The sequence below is a fragment of the Halomonas sp. DN3 genome, from assembly GCF_024137905.1.
GTDB classification, from domain to species: Bacteria; Pseudomonadota; Gammaproteobacteria; order Pseudomonadales; family Halomonadaceae; genus Halomonas; species Halomonas litopenaei.
Genome location: NZ_CP099965.1, coordinates 2729336 through 2750257, shown reverse-complemented (window position 1 = coordinate 2750257; position 20922 = coordinate 2729336). Strand labels below are relative to the sequence as shown.

The following is a 20922-nucleotide window of genomic DNA, read 5'->3' as shown; positions in this document are numbered from 1 at the left end:
GATAGCACTATGAGCATGCTTCGATTGATGATCGTGGACGATCACCCCCTGTTCCGGCGGGGGGTGCGTCAGCTGGTGGACATGGATCCTAGCCTGGTGGTGGTCGGTGAAGCCTCGGATGGCGCCGAGGCGGTGCGCAAGGCCGTCGATCTGCAACCCAACCTGATCCTGCTCGACCTCAACATGCAGCCCATCGACGGTATCGAGGTGCTCAGGCGAATGCGTGACGCCCGGGTCAAGAGCCGTATCGTCATCCTGACCGTGTCCGACTCGGACGACGACGTGGTGCGCGCACTCAAGGAAGGCGCCGATGGCTATCTGCTCAAGGACATGGACCCCGAGGAGGTGCTGCGGCTGATTCGCGAGGCCGCCCAGGGCCAGGTGGTGCTGGGGCCGCAGATGGCGTCGCTGCTGGCCAGCGTGGTCAAGGGCGAGCTGCCGGCAGGAGGGGACGACGGCATGTCGTGCCTGACCGCACGGGAGCGGGATATCCTGCGCACCCTGGCCCGTGGCCTGTCCAACAAGATGATTGCCCGGGAGCTGGACATCGCCGAGGGCACCGTCAAGGTCCACGTCAAGCACCTGTTCAAGAAGCTGGACCTGCGCTCACGGGTGGAAGCAGCGGTATGGGCCACCAAGCATGGCCTGGGCTAGGGCTTGTCTGAAAAGTGTCTGCGCTCGGTAATGCGGCGTTAAAATTCGGCTGGTACGCCAGCCCGGTCAGAATGCTCGTTTACACCCCGTAAACTGCGCTTTCTCACCGATTTTTGCCTTGTCTAACCTTCGCTCGTCGACTTTTCGGACAGAGCTCAGTGCTTGCAGGAACAGGCTTGCAGGAACAGTGGTTGCGCTCGGTGGCGCCGGAAGGTTCGTCTCGATACGACAACGCCCGGGGCGGGCCCGGGCGTTGAAGGTTGGCAGGCAGAGCCGGCTGGCAGGGCGTCAGTCGTTGACGGCGGCCACTGCCTTGGCCAGGTACGGCAGGTTCTCCTGGGAGAAGCCAGCGACGTTGGCGCGGCCCGAGCGCACCATGTAGATGCCGTACTCGTCACGCAGACGGTCCACCTGTTCCGGCGTCAGGCCGGTGTAGGAGAACATGCCGCGCTGCTCGGCGATGTGGGCATACTTCTGGTCCAGCCCGTAGGGCTTCAAGGCCTCGACGAAGTCACGGCGCAGGGTGTTGATGCGATCGCGCATCTCGGTGAGTTCCTCGCGCCACACCGCGGCGAGTTCCGCTGAATTGAGGATCTCGGCCACGATGCTGCCGCCATGGGCGGGCGGGTTGGAGTAGTTCTCGCGGGCGACGATGGCGATCTGCGAGCGGACGTTCTCCATCTCTTCGCTGTTCTTCGCCACCACGATCAGCGCGCCGGTGCGCTCGTTGTAGATGCCGAAGTTCTTCGAGCAGGAGCTGGTGATCAGCACGTTGTCGAGGTTCTCGGCCAGCAGGCGAACGGCGTAGGCGTCCTCGTCGAGGCCCTCGGCGAAGCCCTGGTAGGCGAAGTCGACCAGCGGCAGCAGGTCGCGCTGCTGGATCACTTCGAGCACCTGTTGCCACTGCTGGTGATTCAGGTCAAAGCCTGTCGGGTTGTGGCAGCAGGCGTGCAGCACCACCACATCACCCTGGGGAATCTGCTTGAGGGCCGCCAGCATGCCGTCGAAGTCGAGACGGTTGTCGGCATCCACATAGGGATACTTGTGCAGTTCGATGCCGGCGGCGGTGAAGATGCCGTGGTGGTTCGGCCAGGTCGGGTCGCTGACCCAGATGCCCTTGCCAGGCAGTTGGGTCGCGACGAAGTCCGCCGCCAGGCGCAGGGCGCCGGTACCACCGGGGGACTGGGTGACGCTGGCGCGACCGGCCTCGAGCACCGGGGAGTCCTGGCCCAGCACCATCGGCAGCACCACGGCACCGTACTGGGCAGCACCGTGGGAGCCGATGTAGGTCTTGGTGGTCTCGTTGTTGAGCAGCAGGGCTTCGGCCTCCTTGACCGCACGCATCACCGGAGTGTTGCCCTTTGCATCACGGTAGACGCCGACGCCAAGATCGACCTTCTGGGGATTGGTGTCCTTCTTGAAGGCCTCGATGAGCCCGAGGATGGCATCCCCGGGAACCCGCTCAATCTTCTCGAACATTTTAGCTTGCTACCTCGTCGGTTCTGGCCGCTAGGATGAAATCGTTCTTGTGCAGGCCCTTCATCTCGTGGGACCACCAGGTCACGGTGACCTTGCCCCACTCGGTCAACAGGGCCGGGTGATGGCCGGCTTCCTCGGCGATCTCGCCGACGCTGTTGGTAAAGGCAAGGGCCTGCCGAAAGTTGCGGAACTTGTAGCTCCGCTCCAGTTGCATGATGCCATCGCGCTCGACGATCCGCCACTCGGGGATCTGCGCGTGCCACTGTTCGATCTCGTCCTCGGTGGCGTGGGGGGCGTCCCAGCTGCAGGCTTCGCAGGACTGCTCGGTGAGGGTCTGGGTGGTGTCGTTCATGCTGTCTCCTGGTGGTGTCGGTTAGGGAATGTGGATGTTCACGCGTGTTCGCTGCGTCGGTCGTTATCGGCATCGTCCGAGCCGGTAGGCCTGGCCTCGTCGGCTGTTGGCCTGGGCTCTGTCTCTGACTTGGGCTTGGGCGGAAAGCGGGGTTTGAACAGCCCCTGCGCCTTGGCTTCCTCGACCAGCGCCATCAGGTCGCGTTGTGACAGCTCCTCAAGCCGGTCGAGGCTGTCCAGAACGTAGTAAAGGGGCTGCAGGATGTCGATGCGATAGGGGGTGCGCAGGGCATCGAGGGCGTCGAAGGGCGCGTGTACGGGGGTGTCGGACAGGGCGTGCAGGGTCTCCTTCGGCGAGGAGATGATGCCTCCGCCATAGATGCGCCGGCCGTCCGGGGTGTCCACCAGGCCGAATTCCACGGTCATCCAGTAGAGCCTGGCCAGGTAGACCCGGTCCTTGGGTTCGGCGGCAAGGCCGATGCGCCCGTAGGTGGCGGTGAATTCGGCAAAGGCCTCGTTGGTCAGCATCGGGCAGTGGCCGAAGATCTCGTGAAAGATGTCCGGTTCCTTGAGGTAGTCCAGCTCCTCGGGGGTGCGGATGAAGGTCGCCACGGGAAAACGACGGTTGGCCAGCAGTTGAAAGAAGGTGTCGAAGGGGATCAGGGCCGGCACCTGGGCGGTCTTCCAGCCGGTGGCCTGCTCGAGGACCCGATCGACGTCACCCAGTTGTGGAATCCGATCGGTGGGCAGGGCGAGACGCTCGAGGCCATCCAGATACTGCTGGCAGACACGCCCTTCGATCAACGTCAGCTGGCGCTCCATCAGCGTCTGCCAGGTTCGGTTCTCGACCTCGCTCCAGTGGATGACGCCGGCGGCGTCAGGCTCACGGGCCTGATAGGCGGTGGCCTTGGCGGACGGGGTAGGCGAAGAGGGTGCGTGCATGGTGTCTCCCGGCGATTGTCGACTGTTGTGGTATCGAGATTGAGTCGAGTCTAGTCACGGAGGCTTTCGTCACGCAGCCGCGCATTCGGGGGATAGGCGCCGGAAGGCGGCCCTTTTCTGTCAGGAAATCTTTACAGCTGGTGCTCGAGATGGTGTCTATCGACCAAAGATGCAGGACGCGCTCCTCTGTCTTCGATAGGCTGTAACGAAATCTTGACATGCGAGTCAGACCAGCCTGACGGAAACTTCAGATGGTGTGACCCTTTTGCGGAGCCATTCCCTTCATGCGCCTGAGAGTTCACTGCCAGAATCGTGTCGGCATCCTTCGCGACATAGTGGCCCTGCTGGCCGACTATGGGGTCAACGTGGCCCGGGGCGAGGTGGGCGGAGAGCACGGTAACGCCATCTATCTGCACGTACCACAGTTGCTTCACGCCCAGCTGGCGACGCTGAAGCCCAGTCTCGAGCAGGTGTCCGGCGTGTTCGGGGTGCGCCGGGTCAGCCTGATGCCCAGCGAGCGCCACCAGCTCGAGCTTGAGGCGCTGCTGTCGTCACTCTCCGACCCGGTGATGTCCATCGACATGGAGGGGCACCTGGTGGCGGCCAACCGGGCGGCGAGCCAGCTGCTCGGCGTGCGCGTCGACGAGGTGCCCGGGCTGTCGCTGAATCGCTACCTGCCGGAGCTCGACCTGCCGGAAGTGATTCGTCGCAACAATGCTCGGGTCAACGGCCTCAGGATCCGGCTCAAGGACGCCACCTACCTGGCCGATATCGCGCCGCTGCATCGCGAACACCACGACGACGTGGCCTCGCTGGCCGGGGCTGTGGTCACGCTGCATAGCGCCGATCGTATCGGCGAGCGTATCTATCAGGTGCAGCGCCAGGAGATGCGCGGCTTCGAGGCCATGTTCGCGGCCAGCCCCCGACTCGCCTCCCTGATCCACGAGGCGCGGCGCATGGCGCCGCTGGACGCCCCGCTGTTGATCTTTGGCGAGACCGGCACCGGCAAGGAGGTGCTGGCGCGGGCCTGTCACCTGGCCAGCCAGCGCGGTCAGGCGCCGTTCATGGCGCTGAACTGCGCCGGCCTGCCGGAGTCCATGGCCGAGACCGAACTGTTTGGCTATGCCCCGGGCGCCTTCGATGGCGCTCGCCCCGAGGGCAAGCTGGGTCTGCTGGAGCTGACCGCCGGTGGCACCATCTTCCTCGATGAGGTCGGCGAGATGAGTCCGCGGCTGCAGGCCAAGCTGTTGCGCTTTCTGCAGGACGGCGGCTTTCGCCGGGTCGGCGCCGATGACGAGACCTACCTGGACGTGCGGGTGATCTGTGCCACCCAGCAGGATCTGCTGGCCCTGTGCGGTCAGGGGCTGTTTCGTCAGGACCTCTATCATCGCCTCAACGTGCTGTCGTTGAGCGTTCCCCCGCTGAGGGATTGTCTGGATGGCATCGAGGCCCTGGCCGGGCACTTTGTCGACCGAGCCGCGCGCCAGATCGGCTGCGCGCTGCCTGCGCTTTCCCCCACGGCACTGGCGCGCATGGCCAGCTATCACTGGCCCGGCAATGTGCGGCAACTCGAGAACGTGCTGTTCCAGGCGGTGTCGCTGTGCGAGACCGGGGTCATCGAGCCGGCCCATCTGCGGCTGCCGGCCTCGGGGGCGCCGACGGGTCTTGCCGGTATCGAACTGGACGGCTCGCTCAACGACATCCTGGGTGAGGTCGAGCGGCGCGTCTTGGCCTCGCTGTACCCCCAGCATCCGTCCAGTCGCCAGTTGGCACGCCGCCTTGGCGTATCCCACACCACCATCGCCAACAAGCTGAATCGCTATGGCATCACCGGCAGCGAGGGCTGACGGTGAGTGTGAGAGTGAGACTGAGACTGAGACTGAGGGAGCTCGATGCCCCGACGAGGCACCGACGAGGCATCGAGGCCCACTGCTCGCGGTCGAATAGCTGGCGTTCGAATAGCTGGCGGTCGCAAGGCTAGCCTTCGAATAGTGGTGCGAGGGCCTGCCTGACGTCGGTATAGCGGGCGCTTTCCTGGCTGGCGAATCCCGGCAGGCGTCGCGCCTTGGCCTGACTCAGGCGCGGGCTGATGACGCCACACAGGAAGCGGGTAGCAAGCTCCAGGTCCAGCGGCTTGCCTGGCTCGACACTTTCCAGTGCCTGGACCAGGCCCGTCAGCCAGGCGCGCAGTTCGCCCTCGTCCGGGAGCGCCGGAGCCGGGGCGGGCGGCAGGCTGGCGGTCTCGCCGCGACAGGCCGAACAGTGGCCACAGCGTCGAGGGGCATTGGGGTCACCGAACCAGTCGGCGAGTCGCGCGCTGATGCAGTCGTCGGCCTCGAACAGCGCCAGCATGGCGTCGAGTCGCCCGAGCTCGACCCCCGCGCGCTCGACGAACTGCTGATGCAGCTCGGGGGCCAGCCGTCCGGGGTCCACGGCCGCGAGTTTGTGGTAGACCTCGGTCATCTGCTTGCTTTCCAGGCGCATCAGCCCCTGTTCCGCCAGGTAGTCGAGCGCCTTGAGCACCCGCGGGCGGGAGGTGTCCAGGCCGCGTTGCTGGCCCAGCTGGTCGAGGCGTTCGAAGTCCAGCCGATACCAGGTACGGGCCTTGTGCGAGGCATCGAGCAGTGCGCCGAGAAAGGCGCCGCGCTCGCCGGGGAAGCGGGCGAGCAGGGCTTCGGGTTCGATCGCCAGGCTGAAGCGATACTCGGCGAAGTAGCTGTGGCTGGCGCGCACCACGCCGGCCAGTTCCAGCTTGACCAGCAGCGTCTTCAGCGGCAGCTCGCGGATGTCCGAGAGGCGTGACAGGGCGTTGAGCGACAGCTCCCAGCTATCGGAGGCATCCGCCAGGTCGGTCAATACCGCCTCGATGCCCGACAGCGGTGGTACGTCACCATGGATAAAGTTCTCGAGCACCGGCAGGTGTTCACGTCCGGCCAGCATCAGGCACTCCGACGGCTTGCCGTCGCGCCCGGCGCGTCCGATTTCCTGGCTGTAGTTCTCGATGGACTTGGGCAGGTCGAAGTGCACCACCTGGCGGATATCGGCCTTGTCGATGCCCATGCCGAAGGCAATGGTGGCGACGATGCCGGGCAGGCGTCCGCTCATGAAATCCGCCTGCAGTCGCTGGCGGGTCTCACTGTCGAGCCCGGCGTGGTAGGCGGCGACCTCGAGCCCGGCGGCCTTGAGGTAGGCCGCCAGGCGTTCGGCGCTTTGCTGCAGGGTGACGTAGACAATGGTGCCGCCGTTGCCGAGTCTTGGCGCCAGCCAACTGGCCAGATGGCGAGCCCTGTTGTCGGCGGGCAGCGGGGTGACGGCAAGGTCCAGATTGGCGCGGTAGAAGCCGGTGGTGATGACATCGTCAGGCGCGATATCGAAGCCTCGACGCATGTCATCGATGACCTTGGGCGTGGCGGTGGCGGTCAGCAGCAGCACCTGATCGATGCCGAACTCCCGGCGATAGTCGGGCAGTTTCTGGTAGTCCGGTCGAAAGTTATGTCCCCATTCCGACAGGCAGTGGGCCTCGTCGATCACCATCAACGAGACCCGCACGTCGCGCAGAAAGGCGCGAAAGCGTTCATTGCGCAGGCGCTCGACCGATACCATCAGGACCTTGAGCTGGCCGTTGCGGGCCGCTGCCATGACCTCCCGAGCCTGATCGCGATCCTGACTCGAATCGATGCTGGCGGCGGCGATGCCGCGCGAGGTCAGCGTCGCCAGCTGGTCCTGCATCAGCGCCAGTAGAGGGGACACCACCAGGGTGAGGTAGGGCAGGTGCAATGCCGGGAGTTGATAGCACAGCGACTTGCCCGAGCCGGTCGGGAAGATCGCCGCTGCGCTGCGGCCTTCTGCGATGGCGTTGATGGTCTCCCGCTGTCCTGGCCGGAAGTGGCGGTGGCCGAAGACGTTCTCGAGGGTCTGGTCGATGGTGGTGGACATGCTGGCTCCCTGATGGCGGGCCCTGTGACAGCGGCAGGATCGGGGGCAAGGGTACCCAAAACAGTCACTGGCATGAAGCGACGGCGTGCCAGCTCAGCTGGCGGTGTCAGGATGATCCCTGGGGCAGCCAGCGCTGGATCACGCGATCGCGGCCCTGCTGCTTGGCTTCCATCAGGTTGGCGTGGACCTGCTGCATCAGTTGCGCGCTGCTCAAGCCGCGAACGAAGTCAGAGACACCGATACTGACGGTGACCTTGTGGCGACCGATGCCGAAGTCCTGACGAGATATGCTCTCGCGCAGGCGTTCCGCCAGCTCGCGCGCTCTGCCAGCGGGTGTCATCGGCAGCAGCAGGGCGAATTCGTCGCTGCCCATGCGTGCCAGCATGTCCTCCTGGCGCAACTGGCTGGATGCCAGGGCGGCGATCTGACAGAGCACCCGATCACCGAGTCCGCGCCCCCAGGTGTCGTTGATCAGGGCAAAGTGGTCCAGGTCGATCAGCAACAGCGATAGCGGCGTGCCATGGCGGTTGGACATGGAAGTGATCTTGTCGATGTGCCCCATCATCGAACGTCGGTTGGTCAGCCCGGTGAGTTCGTCGGTGCCGGACAGGTAGCGAAGACGTTGCTCTTCGGCGACCTGATCCTCGATGTCCACCAGCAGGCCGTGCCACAGGATGCCCTCTTCGGAGCGTTCCGGCAGGGCCTCCAGCGAATACCAATGCGGGGTGAGTTCGCCGATCGGCAGGCGCAGTCGCGTGGAGACCGGCGACAGCCAATGGGCAGAGTGCTCGATGGCCCGGATGAATTCGCCATAGGCGTCACCCAGCAGATCGCCGAGCCGCTGACGCACGTCGTTGATCGACAGCAGTGGCTCAAGGCGAGTCGTCATCGGGTCCTCACCGGTCACTGCAGGCAGCTGCAGGCGACCGCGCGCGTCTCGCTTCAGGGTGAACAGCACCCCGGGGACACGCTTGAGGCAGGCAAGACTCGCGCTTTCATCGCAGGTCGGGGAGGGTGACGGCGGGTCACGATCTTCCATAGCAGGCAGTCCTTGGCCACGGGATGGCGGGTCAACCCGAGGTATCGGGCCTTCTCCCCCATCTTAAAGGCAGGGTATGGCGGGTATATCAGTCCAAGGGACTAAGAAATATCAGACAAAACTCTGCGTTTGTGGATTACGCCATAGAGGGGAAAGGCTTGAACGTTTTCGCCAGGCCGCTGGTAGCGGGCGTTTGTGGCCAAGTAGCCGGGAGCTGATCGATCGGCAGACATCGGAGCAAGGACAGGATCAAGCATATGCTGGACCGAGAGTGACTAGGCTGGTTCCCGTCATGATTCACCGATAGCGTGCGCATTGCCGGCAACTCCGTGGTTACCGGGGTGCGTCATAGCGAAGCTCTCGCCCCCTGGAAAAGACTACCTGCCACAGTTGCAGGTAGCGCGCTCTGAAGGCTCCGGCACAGATCGCCAGGTAGTAGCGCAGCATCCGATAGGTGCGTTCATTGCAGTGCCGTGTGTTGTAGTGACGTGCAATGTCATGCCAGCAGGCGTCGAGGTTGGCCAGCCACGCCAGCAGGGTGGGATCGTAGTCGGAGCCGAAGTTCTGCCAGTCTTCCACCATCAACGTCTCCTCGCTGTGCTGGCAGATCTGGCGGGCGGACGGCAACACGCCGTTGGGAAAGATGTAGCGATGGATCCAGGGGTCTGCGGTGATGCGAGAAGTATTGGAGCCAATGGTATGCAGCAGTAAGAGTCCGTCATCCGGCAACAGGTCGGCCACCGTCCGAAAGAAGGTCGTGTAGTTGCGCTGTCCTACGTGTTCGAACATGCCGATCGAGGCGATCCGGTCGTACTGGCCTTGCAGGTCGCGGTAGTCGGCCAACTGGATATCGACGGGCAAGCCCTGGCAGCGCTCTCTGGCCAGTGCCACCTGCTCCCGGGATATGGTGATGCCGGTCACGCTGACGCCGTAGTGACGTGCGGCGTGCTGGGCCAGGCTGCCCCAGCCGCAGCCGATGTCGAGAAGGTGCATGCCAGGGCGCAGGGCCAGCTTTCGACAGACCAGATCGAGCTTGGCGAGCTGGGCCTGATGCAGCGTCGTTGCCTGGCGCCAGTAGCCACAGGAGTAGCACATGGTGTCGTCCAGCATATACCGAAACAGGTCGTTGCCGAGGTCGTAGTGAACCTCGCCGACCTGATAGGCTCGGGCGCGACTCTGGAGGTTGAAGAAGCCCGCCTGCAGGCGATAGAAGAGGTGGCTCGCGGCGCTACGCGAGCGTTGGCCCAGACCGTGGCGCAGTAGCCGATGGGCAAGCTGGTCGATACGCCGCGCCTCCCACCAGCCATCCATGTAGGCTTCCCCGAGCCCCAGCGTGCCCTGGTGCAGGATGCGGGCGAACAGATCGGGATGATAGATTTGGATATCGTGGGGTTCAGGTCCGTTGAGGCGAATGCCCGAGCCCTCGAGCAACTGCTCGATGATCCGTCGAGGGCGATTGTTCGGCAGTGCGATGGGATGGGGGCGGGCGTCGCTGGTCATGTGGCCTCCTGGTGTCCGTGCAGGCGGCATGTCCGAGGAAACGAGAAGCGGGCAGGAGAGTTGCCCGCTCCGAAGTGAGGCCAGGTCCGCCACCTCGGCAGGGGCCTGAATCACCTTCGGCTATCTTTATTGTTGCAAAACAGCATAGTTCAGCTGGCATGCCTTTCCAGCGAAGAACGCGGGCGGGTTGGCACAGAATCAAGGAGGCTTAAGTTATGCACGTTATCGTCGATCTTTGCGTGGTCCCCCTGGGTGTGGGCGTTTCGGTCTCCGACCACGTGGCCGCTTGCCAGCGGGAGATCCAGGCGTCCGGTCTCAGCCACCAGATGCACGCCTATGGCACCAATATCGAAGGCCCCTGGGATGAGGTCATGGCGGTGGTCAAGCGCTGCCATGAGGTGGTGCACGAGATGGGGGCGCCACGCATCACCACCACCTTGAAACTCGGTACCCGGACCGACCGCGATCAGAGCATGGCAGACAAGGTCGAGAGCGTGGCACGACGCCTGGGTGACTGACGGCTCACTTCGAAAGCACACTTTACCGCCTGCCCCGACCTCGCGACGCTGATCGCTGCATGAGACGGGGCGCGTACCTTGCCGGGCCCCGTCAGTCCGCAGGTGGCAACAGATGGTGACCGGCCTGGTCGGCCAGGTGGCGGCCGAGTCGCTCCAGCGGCTCGCCGCCGTGGCGCCAGTAGTGCCAGTACAGCGGTACGTCCAGATGCCAGCCCGGCACCACGTCCTCAAGCTCCCCCGTCGAGAGCTCCCGATACGCCTGGATTTCGGGAATGAGCCCGAAGCCGAGGCCCGCGTGGGCCAGGCGCAGAAATCCCTCGACGCTGGCGCAGCGGTGGTGCGGGAAGGGGCCGTTGACGCCATGGGCCGCCATGAAGCGGTGTTGCAGTTGATCGTTGGGCCCGAAGATGATGGCCGGCGCCTGGGCCAGAGAACCGGCGTCCGCGCCCTGGGGGCAGTGTCGGGCCATGAAGTCGGGACTCGCCAGGGCGCGGTAGCGCATCACGCCCAGGGCGATGACCCTGGCGCCCTGAACCGGCATGTCGCTGGCGCACAGGCAGGCAGCCACTTCGCCCAGGCGCATGCGTTCAAGTCCGACCTCCTGATCCTCGATGACCAGATCCAGGGTAATCGCCTGATGCTTGAGGTAGCCGGCGATGGCGCCCGGCCACCAGGTGGCGAGGCTATCGGCATTGATGGCGATACGTAGCTGACGGTGGCCCAGTGCCAGCTGCGGTGCATCCTGGATCAACTCGCCCTCCAGCAGTTGTACCTGCTGGACGTGGTTCAACAGCCGTTGACCCAGTTCGGTCGGTGTCGGCGGGGAGCCCCTCACCAGCACCGGCTGTCCCAGGCGAGCCTCCAGCAGCTTGATGCGCTGGGATACCGCCGATTGGGTCAGCCCCAGCGCGCGGGCCGCGCGCTCGAAGCCCTGGTGGGTCAGCACGGCGGCCAGTGCATCGAGCAGTTTGTAGTCCAGCATGGGCGTCTATCCATGTCCTTGAGTATAAGAAATGGTAATGAGGCAGTGGGAGAAGTGATTTCTCTTATTTACCAGCTTGCCCTAGTCTCTGCCACATCCAGCAGCGCGCAACATCGGCGCAGCGTCGACAATCATCGTGAGGAAGGACAGACCATGTGGCTTTCACTGATCCAGGGCGTGGGCACCGGAGCGGGACTGATCATCGCCATCGGCGCGCAGAACGCCTTTGTGTTGTCCAAGGGACTGAGGCGACAACACGTCTGGTGGGTGGCGGGGATCTGCGCCCTGTGCGATGCCGTGCTGATCGGCCTGGGGGTGATGGGCCTTGGCGCCCTGATCGCCCAGAGCGAAGGGGCCATGCTGTTGGCGCGATACGGCGGTGCCGCCTTTCTTGCCTGGCAGGCCTGGCTGGCCATCGGGCGGGTTCGACGGCCCAGGGGCATGGACGTTGCATCGTCTGCCTCCAGTGCCAGCCTTGCCCAGGTGGTGCTGGCGACCCTGGCGGTGACGTTGCTCAACCCCCAGGTCTATCTGGACACCCTGGTGATGCTGGGCGCCATCGGTTCGCTGCAGGAGAGCCCGGTGGGGTTCTACGTGGGGGCGACCATTGCTTCCTTTGTCTGGTTCTTCGGCCTGGTAAGCGCCGCCGGCGCCCTGGCACCGCGGCTGAAGAGCCCGAGGGCATGGCAGTGGGTGGATGGGATCATCGCCGTGATCATGCTGCTGGTGGCGTGGCAGCTGGTGACGCTGACGGTGTAAAGGTCCCAGCGATAGGCAGCTTGTCATGCCAGCGTGACGTCGTGTAAGGATTTCGTGACGCCTGGGGTGCAGAGCGCACACGGGGTGTCACGCCAGCGCTACAGCGGGCCGACGCGGGGGCGTGTGCGCTACCACCTCAAGCCGCTCCGGGGGGATGGGGGGCGCGTGTCGAGGAGCCTAGGATGGGGAGTGACAATCACAATGACGGAGGCCCACATGACCGCAGTCGCTCCCATCGATACCCACAACCCCATCGGCACCAATGGCTTCGAGTTCGTCGAATACAGCGCCCCGGATCAGGCTGGCATCGACGCCCTGCGCGAGCTGTTTCTCGCCATGGGGTTTACCGAGACGCGCCGCCACCGCTCGAAGCGGGTCACCCTGTTTCAGCAGGAGGGGGTGAACTTCGTGCTCAACGCGGAACCCGGCAGTCACGCCGCCAAGTTCGCCGAGATTCACGGTTCGGGCGCCTGCGCCATGGCGTGGAAGGTAGCGGATGCTCGTCAGGCACTGTCCTACGCCATCGATCAGGGCGCTCGTCAGGTCGACCACCCCGTCGGTCCGGGCGAGGTCGGCATCCCGGCGGTGGAAGGCATCGGGGGTTCGTTGCTGTATTTTGTTGACGATCGGGTCGACGATCAGGGACGCACCATCTATGACATCGACTTCGAACCCATCGCCGGTACCTCGGCGACGGACAACAGCGTTGGTCTCAAGGTACTGGATCACCTGACCCACAACGTGGCGCGCGGTCAGATGGACCCCTGGGCCGACTTCTATACCCGTATCGCCAACTTCCGTGAGAATCGCTATTTCGACATCGAGGGCAAGAAGACCGGGCTTCATTCCCGCGCCATGACCGCACCCTGCGGCAAGATGCATATCCCGATCAACGAGTCCGCCGACGACAACTCCCAGATCGCCGAGTTTATCCGCGAGTACAACGGCGAGGGCATCCAGCACCTGGCCATGGCCACCGACGACATCTACGCCACGGTGCGCGCGCTGAAGGCCAACGGCATTCGCTTCCTGTCCACCCCCGACACCTACTACGAGAAGGTCGATGTGCGGGTGCCCAACCACGAAGAGCGGGTCGAGGATCTGCGTGAGTTGAGCCTGCTGATCGATGGCGGTCCGGATCAGGGGGTGCTGCTGCAGATCTTCACCGAGACCGTGATCGGTCCGATCTTCTTCGAGATCATCCAGCGCAAGGGTAACGACGGCTTCGGCGAGGGCAACTTCAAGGCGCTGTTCGAATCCATCGAGGAGGATCAGATTCGCCGCGGTGTCCTCGACGCCGACTGACGTCGGTCGGCTACAGCCGCTGTCGTCACTGGCGTCTTGTCGGCCAGATGAGCGGCAGCGGATCCTTCGCCAGGTAGGCCCTTGGCCGCGACTTTGCGTCGTCGGCCTGCCCAATCACAACAAAATCCGTCACAATGGCGCGCTGGATGCCCTGGGTCTGTGCTGTTTCAGGCTGTTTTCGGGGCGCCACCGCCATGGTGGACAAACAAAAGTGCGCAAGCGATCTCTGGTGAGTCATGACAACCAATGAACCCTCTCGCACCCAGTGGCTAGGCCGCTGGGGCTTCGTTCTGGCCGCGACTGGCTCCGCTGTGGGCCTGGGCAATATCTGGAAATTTCCGTACATGACCGGAGAGTACGGCGGCGGCGCCTTCGTGCTGGTCTACCTGGTCTGTATCCTGTCGGTCGGTGTGCCCATCATGATGACCGAGATCGCCCTGGGGCGGCGTGGTCGGGGCAGCCCTATCGACGCCATTCGCCGGGTGGTCAAGGAATCCGGAGGCAGTTCGCTGTGGTCGCTGTTCGGCTGGATGGCGATGCTCTGCGGCTTTCTGATCCTGAGCTTCTACGTGGTGGTCGCCGGCTGGTCCTTCGCCTACCTGTGGAAGATGATCTCCGGCGGACTGGTCGGTTCCAGCGTCGATGACATGGCGGCCATCTTCGGCGCCAACAATGCCAACCCCTTCAGCCTCGGCGGCTGGAGCACCCTGGTGACCGTGGCCACCATGGTGATCGTCGGCAAGGGGGTGCAGCAGGGCATCGAGAAGAGCGTCGGCTGGATGATGCCGGGCATGGTGATCATGCTGCTGATCATGATCGTCTACGGCATGTTCTCCGGTGGCTTCGGTCAGGCCGTCCACTTCCTGTTCGACTTCAAGGCTTCCAGTCTGTCAAGCGAAGGCATGCTGGCCGCCATGGGCCATGCCTTCTTTACCCTGTCACTGGCCTCCGGGGCCATCCTCACCTACGGCAGCTACCTGCCGAGACGTGCTTCCATCGGTCGTACCACCCTGACCGTCGCGGTGGCCGATACCCTGGTGGCGCTGATGGCGGGGCTGGCGATCTTCCCGGTGATCTTCGCCAACGGCATGGAGCCCAACAGTGGACCCGGCCTGATCTTCATGAGCCTTCCGCTGGCGTTCCAGGCGATGCCGATGGGCACGCTGTTTGGCATCCTGTTCTTTATCATGCTGTCGATGGCGGCGCTGACCTCCTCGATCTCGATGGTCGAGGCCACGGTGTCCTGGCTCAACGACAACAAGGGCATCAGCCGCAAGGCGGCCGCCTGGGGCACCGGCATCGTGCTGTGGCTGATGAGCACCCTGGCGATGCTGTCGTTCAATATCGGTGCCGACTGGACACTGGCCGGCAAGCACTTCTTCGATTGGCTCGACTTCCTCACCTCGCGTCTGATGATGCCGCTGGGCGGACTCGGCATGGCGCTGCTGGCCGGTTTCTTCCTCAAGAGCGAAGCGGTACGCGATGAGCTGGATCTGCCGGCGGGCGTACACGCCCTGTGGCTGTTCATGGTGCGCTACGTCAGTCCCCTGGGCATCCTGGTGATCTTCGTCGATGCGCTGGGCATCGTCGCTGTGGATTTCGCCGCCCACTGGCTGTGGCTGGCACTGATCCTGGTCGTGATGACCGGTCTTGGTGAAACCCTCAGCCCGAGGCTGCGGCGGACGCTGAGCGCCAAGGGGTAAGACAGTCACCCCACTGACCCTGCCAAAGCCGCCAGAGCGCCGCTTTCCCCGTCGGGGAAGGCGGCGCTCTGGTGTGGGGTGACGACGCCTTGCAGCAGCAATGAAGTGTGTTTTTGGTAATAACGAAGTGGACGCTTAATTCCGACATGGCATAATGATGCCCGTTGTCATCGCCCGTTGTCATCGCCCGTTGTTCACTCTGGAGTCCACCGTCATGAGCCCTTCCCAGTTGCCTGCCCACAGTGGCTTTCCGGCCGGTAGCGTGAGTCTCGTCGGTGCCGGTCCCGGCGATCCTGAGCTTCTGACCCTGCGAGCCTGGCGGCGACTGTGCGAGGCCGAGGTGGTGCTGCACGATCGACTGGTCAGTGAGGAAATCCTGGCGCTGGTGCCGGCATCGGCGGATCGCTACTACGTCGGCAAGGCTCGCTCCGATCACAGCCTGCCCCAGCAGGACATCAATCGCTCGCTGGTCGACTGGGCCCGTCAGGGCAAGCGTGTGGTCAGGCTCAAGGGGGGCGACCCTTTCATCTTCGGTCGTGGCGGTGAGGAGCTTGAGACCCTGGTGGCCGAAGGCGTTCAGGTGGAAGTGGTACCGGGCATCACCGCGGCTTCCGGCTGCAGCGCCTACGCAGGCATCCCTTTGACCCATCGCGATCACGCCCAGTCGGTGCGCTTTATCACCGGGCACTTGAAGGAGGGGGGGTGCGAACTCGACTGGCGGGCGCTGGCAAGCCCCGGTCAGACGCTGGTGTTCTACATGGGGCTTGGCAGTCTCGACTACATCAGCCAGGGCCTGATCGGCGAGGGACTGAGCCCGGACACCCCGGTGGCGCTGGTCGAGCAGGGAACTACCCAGCGCCAGCGCGTCCATCTATCCAACCTGGCTAATTTGCCGAAGTTGAATGATCGGGATATCATTCGACCGCCCACCTTGATCATCGTCGGCAGCGTGGTATCGCTGCACGAGCAACTGGCCTGGTTCGATCATGCGCAAGCGGGGAGTCGTGGGTGGATGCACGGCAAGCATCCGTCACCCCGAGAACGTTCTTCGGATTGAACGTGCGCCATCGCTGGAGACTTCGCACCAGGCTCTGAATCCCCGCGTCTCGCGGGTTACCTGAGGTGAAGATGATGTTGTCCATTTCTCTGCGTCGTATGTTGTCCGGTCGATCGACCATGGCCGCCTGGGCGGCCGCCGTTGTTCTGGCCATGGCGTCGCTTGCGAGCGCGCCGGCAATGGCCCGTGACGACGGAGAGGTTGCTTCCCAGCGCGGCCAGGCTTCCTACTACAGCGATCGCTTCCAGGGGCGTCGAACCGCCAGCGGCGAGTCCTTCGACCAGCAGGCGCTGACCGCCGCCCATCGCAGTCTGCCCTTCGGTACCAAGGTGCTGGTCACCCGTCGTGATACCGGCCAGAGCGTCGAGGTCGAGATCAATGACCGCGGCCCCTTCGTCCAGGGACGGGTCATCGACCTGTCCAAGCGTGCCGCCCGCGAGCTAGGCATGCTCAAGCGCGGCACCGCGCCGGTCCTTCTGACCTACCTGCCCGGAGCTTGACCCGGGGCACCAACAGGGGCCACAAGCATCGGTACGTCGAAACGAAGATGTGCGATCGCAGGTGATCGACCAAGGCCCGCCAGGCAAGCCTGGCGGGCCTTGTCGTGTCTGCGCAACGATGGCAGGGCGCATCGTCACCGCGAGAACTGCTCGATCGCCCGGGTATCGACCGGCTGATCGTGAAATTCGCGCTGCCAGCGGGCGAGCAGGGCGGTGCGCTTCAGCTCATCGAGGGTCGCCAGCAAGCCGGGGCTCAGAGGAATCGGCCTCAGGCCGTCAGGGTAGTCGCGGCGCATGGCAGTGGCGGTGCCCGGGCCATCCAGCTGGGGGTGCAGGGCGCCGAGTTCGCCGGCCTCGGCGATGACCCTTTGGCCGTCGGCGCTCAGTAGGTAGTCGATAAAGCGGCGCGCTGCCCCCGTGTGCGGCGCCTGGCGAGGCACGAAGGCCAGACGTCGAATGACCAGGGCATAGTCGTCGGGAATCACCAGCCTGAGCTCGGGGTCATCGGCGATCCTTTCCCGGGCATAGCTGCCCAGCACGTTGTAGGCGATGTCGTAGCGACCCTGCCTGAGGCCTTCCAGCATGGCGCCGGTGGTATTTACCAGGGCGGTATCTGCCTTGCCCAGCGCCGCCACCAGATCCCAGTAGCGCGGGGACAGGCGTGACTCCTCGATGGCGTAGGTGTAGCCGGCGCCGCTGGAGGTGGGGTCGTAGGTGACCAGGCGTCCTTGCAGCGGCGAGCGCGCCTCGGCCAGCAGGCCGAGCAGATCGGCGCGGCTGTCGACGGGGCCGAGGCGCTGCTCGAGGCGGCGGCTGACCACCATCACGATGGGTTCGAAGGTAAAGGCAAACAGCTCCTGACGCCACTTGGCCGTGTCCGGCCAGCGCTGGGTGATGGCGGTGTCGATGCTCTGGGCGTGACCCTCGTTGACCAGCAGGTACTGCCAGGGCATGGCCGACGAGATGACCACATCGGCCTCTGCGGGGGCGTCGAGAAAGCGCTGATGCACGTCCAGCGTCGAGAAGTTGCGGTAGGTGATGGTGTAGCGCGGATGACGACGATGGAAGTCCTCGAGTAGCGGCAGGGCGTAGGGAATATCCAGGGCTGCGTGGATCACCAGCGCATCTGACGACTCTCCTGTACCTTCGAAGGTGACCTCATCGTAGGCTGGCTGCTGCGAGGCGTTCCCCGGGTATGCCTCGAGGGGGGAGTCGGCCCCTGCCTCGGGTATGGATTGCGCCAGGGACTCATCAGGCAGAAGCGTCCACAGCGCCAGCGACGCCACCAGCGTGACAACGGCGGTCATCCAGGGGGGCAGCGCAAGGGTGCGGGATATCATGGCTGGCTCCGTGAAGGGGCGGACGTCGATCCCTTGTCGACGCCTTCGCCGAATTGCAGGCTGACTCGCAGGCCCGGCGGTGGTGCTTCCCGGGCGTCACCAAGGCTCAGTCGAGCGCCGTGGGTGCGGGCGATGCCGTCGACGATGGCCAGGCCCAGACCCGAGCCTTCGCTGGTGTGTTCACCGCGGTGGAAGGGGCGCAGTACCAGCAGTCGACGCTCGTGGGGGATGCCTGGGCCGTCATCGACGACCGCCAGAGCGATCGGGTCGGCGCTGACCTCGACGGTGATGTGCATGGCACCGTAGTGGCAGGCGTTGTCGATCAGATTGGCCAGCGCCTCGCCCAGCTGCCAGTCGAGCCCCTGCACGTGCACCGGTGCCTCTGGCGCCTCCAGACCAAGGTCGACGCCGGCGCGCTGACAGCGTTGCCAATGGGCCATCACCGCCTCACGGGCGACCTGAACCAGATCGGTGGGGGCCAGTTCGGGCTGGTACTCGGGATTGTCCAGGCGGGTCAGCGACAGCAGTTGCATGGCCAGGCGCGAGGCGCTCTGGCTGGTGGTCTGCATGGCGCCCAGGGCCGAGCGCCAGATGGCGGGGTCGTCCTGGCGCAGGGCCAGTTCGGCCCGGGCGGAAAGTCCCGCCAGGGGGGTGCGGAGCTGATGCGAGGCGTCGCCGATAAAGCGTTCCTGGTTGGCCTTGACCCGACGCATCCGTGCCAGCAGCTCGTTGACGGTGTCACGCAGCTCGGCCAGCTCTCGCGGCAGCGGCAATTCCAGCGGTGCCAGGGTGCGCGGATCACGGGTGCGTATCTGGCGTCGCAGTCGTGTCAGCGGTGCCAGCGCCAGGCGAATGGCGATCAGCAGGGCGGCCACCGACAGCACCGCCACCGCCAGCAGGTAGGCGAGGCTCTGGCGAAACAGCTCGCCGCTGAGCGCGTCGCGCCCCTCGCGCGTGTGGGCGACCCGGATCTCGAAGGGCTCGCGCAGGCGCCAGTCCTCAAGCCGAGAGCGGCGCACCCCGAGGCGCAGAGGCATATCGTGGTAGTCAACGTCGCCATAGACGACGTCGCTCGCGTCCTGGGCGGCGCCTTCGATACCGGGTAGGTCGGCGTTGCCGGTGACCCGCTCACCGCGAGCGTCCACCAGGGTATAGAACACCCGTTCGTCGTGGCGCGAGGCGAGCATTTCCAGGGCCGCCGGAGGCAGGTCGAGCCATAGTCGGTCGTCCTGCCACTGGGCCTGTTCGGCGATCGACAGACTGGCGGCGTCGAGCAGTCGGTCGAAGGCCCGGTCGGCGGTCTGGCGAGCGTCCAGCCAGGCCCGCCACAGCACCACCGAGCCGACGATCAGCATCGGCAGCAGCAGCCAGGTCAACAGTCGGCGATGCAGTGAATCTCCGCTCATGGTGCTTCCAGCAGGTAGCCGAGACCGCGCACCGTGCGCAGGTTCACTCGATGCCCCTGAAGGCGCTTGCGCAGACGATGCACGTAGACCTCGATGGCATTGTCGCCGAGTTCCTCCTCGCCGAAGGCTTCACGCACCAGGGTAGCCTTGTCCACCGGCTGGCCGGCGTGTCGCATCAGGCACCCCAGCAGGCGCTGCTCTCGCGGAGGCAGTGCCAACGCCTCGTCGCCCAGGCTGAAGCGCTGGGCCAGGCTATCGAAGCTGAGTTCGCCCACGGTGATCAGGCCGGAGGGCGCGCGGCGACGCATCAGGGCGCGTACCCGGGCCTCCAGCTCCTCCAGCGAGAAGGGCTTGGCCAGGTAGTCATCGGCACCCAGGTCGAGCCCTCGCACGCGATCTTCTACCGCGCCGCGAGCGGTGAGAATCAGCACCGGGGTCGAGCTGTCGTGGCGCCTCAACGCCTCCAGCACCTCCAGGCCGCCGAGCCCAGGAAGGTTCAGATCCAGAAGTACCATGTCCAGTCGGTGATTTCCCTGGAGGCGGTCGCGGGCGTCGATGCCGTTGTCGAGATGCACAACTTCGTGGCCTGCGATGCCGAGGGCATCGACCAGGGTCTCGGCCAGAAGCCGATCGTCTTCCACCAGCAGCAGTGTCATGCGCGCCTCCCTTGGGTGTCCCGCTGATCGATCAACTGTGTCACCGCCTCGTCGAGCCGTGTCGCGGCGGCCTGTGTGTCCAACCGTCCCTCGGGCCCGGACAGGGCCAGCCAGAGTTCGTGACGACCTTCCAGCGGCAGCCGCCGACACACCATGATGCCTCCCGCAAGGGCCGGCGCCGGAGCGTCGGTGTCGCGAAGGGGCCACTGGCTGCCGGGAACAAGGTCATGGCGCAGGCTCTGATCGGGCAGGGCGGCCAGGCGACATTGAACCACGCCGGCGGTCACCTCGAGCAGGCTGGCGGTGTCGCCGAGTTGTCGCGCCAGGCCGTCGAGCAGCGGCTGGATCAGCGCCGCGAGATCGCGACTGGGGGCGTGGCGACGGGCGAGGCGCACCGGAGCACCGCCAATGCGCCAACGGCCATCCTCTCCACGCTGGGTGTAGTCGAAGCGTTCCAGCGAGGCCAGGAGCCTGAGCAGGGTGCTCTTGTAGAAGCCAGTGGCGTCGGCCAGTTCTGCCAGACTGAAACTATCCTGAGGAGTATCGAAGACCTCCAGGACCGAGAGGGCCCGTTCGACCGCCTCGACGCGATCCTGTGCCATGTGAACCTTCCTGTCGGTGATATCGAATGATGTCGATGGCATTCAACTTTGGTCGGAATTACGCGATCGCGCGTTGACCCGGATGCTGTCCGGGCTTAGCTTTCCATCCAAGGGAACGACGTTCTGCCTTACAGAATTGTAAGCCAGGTGTCAGTTTCCAACAAGTGGAAATCTCGGCGCCGTCTCGGCGTCA

19 protein-coding genes are annotated in these 20922 nt (G+C 64.8%); 8 read left to right on the top strand and 11 right to left on the bottom strand.

From position 1 onward, the window contains the following. The first annotated feature begins 9 nt into the window (after positions 1-9). Entirely contained in the window at positions 10-654 is a 645-nt protein-coding gene (gene narL, locus NKF27_RS11955) for a two-component system response regulator NarL (RefSeq protein ID WP_045994022.1), read from the top strand. Between the two features lie 288 nt (positions 655-942). On the opposite strand, the gene NKF27_RS11950 is transcribed toward narL, so the two are convergent. The 3 genes from NKF27_RS11950 to phhA are packed head-to-tail and all read right to left on the bottom strand — an operon-like array spanning position 943 to position 3426. Then, the gene (locus NKF27_RS11950; protein WP_253551835.1) at positions 943-2133 is read right to left on the bottom strand and encodes an amino acid aminotransferase; all 1191 of its coding nucleotides are present in this window, start codon (positions 2131-2133) and stop codon (positions 943-945) included. Between the two features lies 1 nt (position 2134). Then, on the bottom strand, positions 2135-2485 hold the full coding sequence (locus NKF27_RS11945) for a 4a-hydroxytetrahydrobiopterin dehydratase (protein ID WP_045994020.1): 351 nt from the start codon (positions 2483-2485) through the stop codon (positions 2135-2137). Between the two features lie 38 nt (positions 2486-2523). Next, the gene (gene phhA / locus NKF27_RS11940; protein ID WP_253551833.1) at positions 2524-3426 is read right to left on the bottom strand and encodes a phenylalanine 4-monooxygenase; all 903 of its coding nucleotides are present in this window, start codon (positions 3424-3426) and stop codon (positions 2524-2526) included. A 284-nt stretch (positions 3427-3710) separates the two neighbouring features. Between phhA and NKF27_RS11935 the strand changes: the two genes are divergently transcribed. Next, positions 3711-5273: a sigma-54-dependent transcriptional regulator gene (locus NKF27_RS11935; protein WP_253551831.1), complete on the top strand. Its 1563-nt coding sequence runs from the start codon at positions 3711-3713 to the stop codon at positions 5271-5273. A 130-nt stretch (positions 5274-5403) separates the two neighbouring features. On the opposite strand, the gene NKF27_RS11930 is transcribed toward NKF27_RS11935, so the two are convergent. The 3 genes from NKF27_RS11930 to cfa all read right to left on the bottom strand — a co-directional run bounded on the left by NKF27_RS11930 (position 5404) and on the right by cfa (position 9901). Further along, the gene (locus tag NKF27_RS11930) at positions 5404-7362 is read right to left on the bottom strand and encodes an ATP-dependent DNA helicase RecQ (protein WP_253551829.1); all 1959 of its coding nucleotides are present in this window, start codon (positions 7360-7362) and stop codon (positions 5404-5406) included. Between the two features lie 106 nt (positions 7363-7468). Next, positions 7469-8401 carry a GGDEF domain-containing protein gene (locus tag NKF27_RS11925; RefSeq protein ID WP_253551827.1) on the bottom strand — a complete coding sequence of 311 codons (933 nt, stop codon included), beginning with the start codon at positions 8399-8401 and terminating at the stop codon, positions 7469-7471. A 333-nt stretch (positions 8402-8734) separates the two neighbouring features. Next, positions 8735-9901, bottom strand: a complete 1167-nt coding sequence (gene cfa / locus NKF27_RS11920) for a cyclopropane fatty acyl phospholipid synthase (protein ID WP_253551825.1) — start codon at positions 9899-9901, stop codon at positions 8735-8737. 215 nt (positions 9902-10116) lie between these two features. Here cfa and NKF27_RS11915 point away from each other — a divergent pair, with 215 nt between their 5' ends. Next, positions 10117-10419: an MTH1187 family thiamine-binding protein gene (locus NKF27_RS11915; protein ID WP_045994015.1), complete on the top strand. Its 303-nt coding sequence runs from the start codon at positions 10117-10119 to the stop codon at positions 10417-10419. 91 nt (positions 10420-10510) lie between these two features. Here the strand turns inward: NKF27_RS11915 and NKF27_RS11910 are convergent, their stop codons facing one another. After that, complete coding sequence (locus NKF27_RS11910; protein ID WP_045994014.1) at positions 10511-11401, bottom strand: LysR family transcriptional regulator ArgP; 891 nt, start codon at positions 11399-11401, stop codon at positions 10511-10513. A gap of 153 nt (positions 11402-11554) precedes the next feature. On the opposite strand from NKF27_RS11910, the gene NKF27_RS11905 reads away from it, so the two are divergent. From NKF27_RS11905 to NKF27_RS11885, 5 genes are all read left to right on the top strand, one after another. Continuing rightward, entirely contained in the window at positions 11555-12160 is a 606-nt protein-coding gene (locus NKF27_RS11905; protein WP_222516537.1) for a LysE/ArgO family amino acid transporter, read from the top strand. Positions 12161-12376: 216 nt separating this feature from the next. Beyond that, on the top strand, positions 12377-13465 hold the full coding sequence (gene hppD / locus NKF27_RS11900; protein ID WP_253551823.1) for a 4-hydroxyphenylpyruvate dioxygenase: 1089 nt from the start codon (positions 12377-12379) through the stop codon (positions 13463-13465). A gap of 236 nt (positions 13466-13701) precedes the next feature. Further along, entirely contained in the window at positions 13702-15168 is a 1467-nt protein-coding gene (locus NKF27_RS11895; protein WP_253551822.1) for a sodium-dependent transporter, read from the top strand. Positions 15169-15382: 214 nt separating this feature from the next. Beyond that, the gene (gene cobA, locus NKF27_RS11890) at positions 15383-16225 is read left to right on the top strand and encodes a uroporphyrinogen-III C-methyltransferase (RefSeq protein WP_253551820.1); all 843 of its coding nucleotides are present in this window, start codon (positions 15383-15385) and stop codon (positions 16223-16225) included. 152 nt (positions 16226-16377) lie between these two features. Beyond that, complete coding sequence (locus tag NKF27_RS11885) at positions 16378-16725, top strand: septal ring lytic transglycosylase RlpA family protein (protein WP_108448868.1); 348 nt, start codon at positions 16378-16380, stop codon at positions 16723-16725. Positions 16726-16859: 134 nt separating this feature from the next. On the opposite strand, the gene NKF27_RS11880 is transcribed toward NKF27_RS11885, so the two are convergent. The 4 genes from NKF27_RS11880 to NKF27_RS11865 are packed head-to-tail and all read right to left on the bottom strand — an operon-like array spanning position 16860 to position 20729. Then, on the bottom strand, positions 16860-18065 hold the full coding sequence (locus NKF27_RS11880; RefSeq protein WP_253551818.1) for an ABC transporter substrate-binding protein: 1206 nt from the start codon (positions 18063-18065) through the stop codon (positions 16860-16862). Continuing rightward, positions 18062-19471 carry a sensor histidine kinase gene (locus tag NKF27_RS11875; protein WP_253551816.1) on the bottom strand — a complete coding sequence of 470 codons (1410 nt, stop codon included), beginning with the start codon at positions 19469-19471 and terminating at the stop codon, positions 18062-18064. Before NKF27_RS11875 ends, NKF27_RS11880 begins: the two co-directional genes overlap by 4 nt. Further along, the gene (locus NKF27_RS11870) at positions 19468-20127 is read right to left on the bottom strand and encodes a response regulator transcription factor (protein WP_045994009.1); all 660 of its coding nucleotides are present in this window, start codon (positions 20125-20127) and stop codon (positions 19468-19470) included. The genes NKF27_RS11875 and NKF27_RS11870 overlap by 4 nt, the downstream gene beginning before the upstream one ends. Next, positions 20124-20729 (bottom strand): helix-turn-helix domain-containing protein, encoded by a 606-nt coding sequence (locus NKF27_RS11865; protein WP_253551810.1) that lies wholly within the window; start codon positions 20727-20729, stop codon positions 20124-20126. The genes NKF27_RS11870 and NKF27_RS11865 overlap by 4 nt, the downstream gene beginning before the upstream one ends. Positions 20730-20922: the final 193 nt, after the last annotated feature.